Origin of the sequence: Lacisediminimonas sp. (genome assembly GCF_030645335.1) — a bacterium.
Taxonomy (GTDB): Bacteria; Pseudomonadota; Gammaproteobacteria; order Burkholderiales; family Burkholderiaceae_D; genus Lacisediminimonas.
Map to the genome: position 1 here is coordinate 1 of NZ_JAUSNH010000072.1, position 3,726 is coordinate 3,726.

Here is a 3,726-nt window from a genome sequence, read left to right on the forward strand (position 1 = left end):
GCATCGAGCCGGGCCATGTGCTGGCCATCGTCGGCCCCAGCGCATCGGGCAAGTCTTCGCTGGTCAAGAGCCTGGTGGGCATCTGGCGCCCGGCGCAGGGCTCGGTACGGCTGGACAGCGCCGACCTGGCCGACTGGGCGCGCAACGGCCTTGGCAAGTACATCGGCTATGTGCCCCAGGACATTGACTTCTTTGAAGGGTCGGTTGCGGAAAACATCGCCCGCCTCGGCCAGCCCGATCCGGAGATGGTGGTGAAGGCGGCGATCCGGGCCGGCATCCATGAAATCGTCCTGACGCTGCCGCAGGCCTATGACACCATGCTCGGCGAGAACGGCCACATCCTGACCGGCGGACAGCGGCAACGACTGGCGCTGGCACGCGCGCTGTATGGCGATCCTTGCTATGTGGTGATGGACGAACCCAATGCCAGCCTTGACGAGGCCGGCGAACGCTGCCTGGTGCAGGCGATCCGCACACTGAAAGCGGCCCGGGCCACTGTCGTGTTCACCACCCATCGTCCGGAACTGATCCACGCCGCCGACCACCTGCTGGTGCTGGCGGGGGGCAAGCAGGTCGGCTTTGGCAACGTATCCGACATGCTGACGGCGGCTCGCAAGCTGCGCGAGGCAAGGCCGGCGGCAGCGCCAGCCGGCAACCAGGCCGCAGGAGAGGCAGCATGAAACACCCGGGCCATGAAGTGGAAGCGGTGCGCCGCGCGGCGGCGCAAGCCGGTCCGGCCAAAGGCATTGGACGCCTGCTGCAGCAACTCAATCCGTACGACCCTGATCGCCTGAAGGTGGATGACATACAACCGATCCGGATCGAGGAGTCCCGCACGCGCAGCAAGGCGGCCCGGATGGTAGTGGTGTCGTTCATCGGCTTCGCCATCTGGGCCGTGCTGGCGCCGATCGATTCCGGCGCCAATGTCACCGGCACGGTCGTGGTCATGGGCAACCGCAAGGCAGTGCAGCACCCGAGTGGCGGCGTGGTCGAGTCGATCGCCGTGCGCGAGGGGTCGGTAGTGCGCAAGGGCGACGTGCTGCTGAGGCTGAACCAATTGGCGATCGACGCTGCGCTCAACAGCAACGAACTCGACTACATCAACAGCCTGGCGGCTGAAAGCCGCCTGATGGCCGAGCGCAACGACAGCAGGGCGATCGTGTGGATGCCGGAGCTGGACTCGTTTGCAAACGACCCGCGCGCGCAGGAAGCGCGCTTGCAACAGGCGCGGCTGTTCATGTCACGACGTAACGAGATACAGGGCCAGTTGCGCATACTCAACGAGCAGATCGCCGGCTTGTCGGGACAGGCGAGCGAACTGGAAAAGGTGATTGCCGCCCGCAGCAAGCAGTCCAGCCTGATGTCGCAGGAAGCAGTCAGCAACAAGCAGCTCGCAGTGGAGGGCTTCGTGCCGATGGTACGGGTCAGCGAACTGGAACGCGCGCACAGCGACCTGCAGGCAAGCGTCGCCAACGCCAGCTCGGAACTCGGCAAGGCGCGCTCCGGCATTGCCGCCACCCGCTTGCAGCTGCTGCAGACGCTTGCTGTCTATCGCCGCGACCTGGAAGTGCAGCTGGCGGAAACGAAGAAGCTGCGCGGTGCGGTGCGGGCGAAGGTGGAGTCGCTGAAATTCGACATGAGCCTGACCGATGTGCGCGCCCCGGTCAGCGGTACTGTGGTGGCGCTGAAGACCAATACCGTGGGCGGCGTGATCCAGGCCGGCACAGTCCTGATGGAAGTGGTCCCCGACGACCAGGAACTGATCATCGAAGCGCAGGTGCCACCCGCAATGATCGACAAAGTCAGGGTGGGCCTGCCGGCTGACATGCGCTTCACCGCATTCAACCTGAACACCACCCCGGTCATTCCAGGCGAAGTGCGGCTGGTCGGCGCGGACCGCCTGCCGGGCACCACCAGGGAGCAGCCCAATGAGTACTACCTGGCACAGATCAAAACGACGCAGGATGGCCTGCGCATGCTGGGCGCGCTGAAGGTGCAGGCCGGGATGCCGGTCGACGTGGTGATCAAGACTGGCGAGCGCAGCTTCATGAGCTACCTGGTCAAGCCACTGACCGACCGATTCGCGATGTCATTCAAAGAACATTGAACAAGGCGAGGAATCAATGACTGTGATCATCGAACACAAGCCGGCGGCCAGGAAGCGCACGGCCAGGCCTGCGCCCCACCCTGCCAACCCGCCAGGGACGATCACTGCGCCCGAAACGCCGCTTGCTGCACGACCGGCCTGCGCGGCGGCAAGCGTCCTGCCAGCCCCGGCAGCCGCCAGTCGGCGCTCGCGCAGCCCGCGCCACAGCCAGGCCCGCAGCGCACCCGGCCCGGACACACCGCGGGTATTCCAGATCTGGTACCGGCATGACCAGCGATACGGTCTCGACCCGGCATTCGAGCCCTATGACAACAGTGCTGAAAGCAGCGCCTTGCTGGAGTTCCGGGTGTTCGTTGAGTTGTCGCAGCGCGCCGACCTGCAGCAGATTGCGTTATGGGGGGCACTGTCATGGAAATTCGGCCAGAAAACCGGGCTGTCCGGCCAGGAGTTCCTCGGCCGGATTGCAGGCCAGCCGGGGTACGACGCCTACTATTGCAACCCGCACGCGGACATGGAAGCGCTGTACCACAACATGTGGCTGCAGGGAGAGACCGCGCACCCGAATTTCCTGGCGCTGTGCCGCGAAGTGTTTGACGTGGCAGGCTTGCCGGCCAGCCTGCTGGTTGAAATCCAGCCAGCGGAGGAATTCGCTTCTTGCAACTACATTGTTGCAACACCGGCGTTCTGGAAACGCTATGTCGGCTTTGTCAGCCGGGTATTGCTGGCAGCCGACCGCAAGCTCTCGCCCACCGCGCGCGCCATCCTGTATTCGCCGAACGCCGATCCTGGCAGCGCGCATGGCAACGCCAGTTACATTCCGTTCCTGGTCGAACGGCTGTTTGCGGTATTCCTGCGCACCGAAGGACGCGATTTGCGGGCCCGCAAGATTGCAGTCAATGGCGCTGGCCTCAACGCACACGTGAAACTGCTGGGCGAGATGAAGTCCTTTGCCTTGAGCTCGGGCTCGATGTGGATGGCTAGCTGCTGGATCAACTACCGCAACCTCTATCTCGACAAGCTGTACGGCAACGGCTGGTCGCGCAAGTTCATGCGAGCGCTGACACCGGCCGAGGTGGTGCTCGGCGGATCCCGCCCCGCCCGCCGGCAAGCGCCGGCCCCTGCCTGAAAACCGCATGCCAGGCACCCTGGAACGAATAGCCGGAGTCACCGAAGATGCTGAGCGCTGATCTCTCCATTGCCGTACCGGCCGCCGCCGGATCATGCAGCCGGGCGCGGGCGCCACTGCCGTCGCGCGCGATGTTCTGGGGGCCATCGTGCCTGCTGCCCTCGCCGTTCCAGCAGCATGCGCCGTTTGCATTCTGGCTGGCCGAGTCACTGCAGCCGGCAAGCTTCGTCGCGCTGGGCGCTCGCGGGATGACGGCGCACCTGTCAGTCTGCCAGGCTGTGCAACGCCTGGAACTGGATGCACGCTGCCTTGCCGTGGATGTGATTGATGGTGGATCCGAAATTGATGATGGCCGGCGCCGTGACCCGAGCGACGCCGATGCCGATGCCCAGGGCAGGGCCTGGCATGACCGGCACTACAGCGGATTTTCGCAGGTGCGCCGAGAACCCGCGCAAGACAGCATTACGTATCACATCGAAGATGCTGATGGTGA

4 protein-coding genes are annotated in these 3,726 nt (G+C 64.7%); all 4 read left to right on the plus strand.

Annotated features, from left to right (window positions below; genetic code table 11):
- Positions 1–680, plus strand: a 680-nt coding sequence (locus tag Q7T64_RS05370) for an ATP-binding cassette domain-containing protein (RefSeq protein ID WP_304792407.1), incomplete at its 5' end; no start/stop codon positions are given.
- Complete coding sequence (locus Q7T64_RS05375) at positions 677–2,107, plus strand: HlyD family type I secretion periplasmic adaptor subunit (protein ID WP_304792411.1); 1,431 nt, start codon at positions 677–679, stop codon at positions 2,105–2,107. The genes Q7T64_RS05370 and Q7T64_RS05375, both read left to right, overlap by 4 nt.
- A gap of 16 nt (positions 2,108–2,123) precedes the next feature.
- Entirely contained in the window at positions 2,124–3,233 is a 1,110-nt protein-coding gene (locus Q7T64_RS05380) for a hypothetical protein (RefSeq protein WP_304792414.1), read from the plus strand.
- Between the two features lie 47 nt (positions 3,234–3,280).
- The coding region (locus Q7T64_RS05385) for a hypothetical protein (RefSeq protein WP_304792418.1) at positions 3,281–3,726 on the plus strand (446 nt) is incomplete at its 3' end.

What these genes read in the sequence shown, in the direction of transcription:
- Q7T64_RS05375 (WP_304792411.1), top strand. Translation starts at nt 677, where the DNA reads ATGAAACACCCGGGCCATGAAGTGGAAGCGGTGCGCCGCGCGGCGGCG.
- Q7T64_RS05380 (WP_304792414.1), top strand. Translation starts at nt 2,124, where the DNA reads ATGACTGTGATCATCGAACACAAGCCGGCGGCCAGGAAGCGCACGGCC.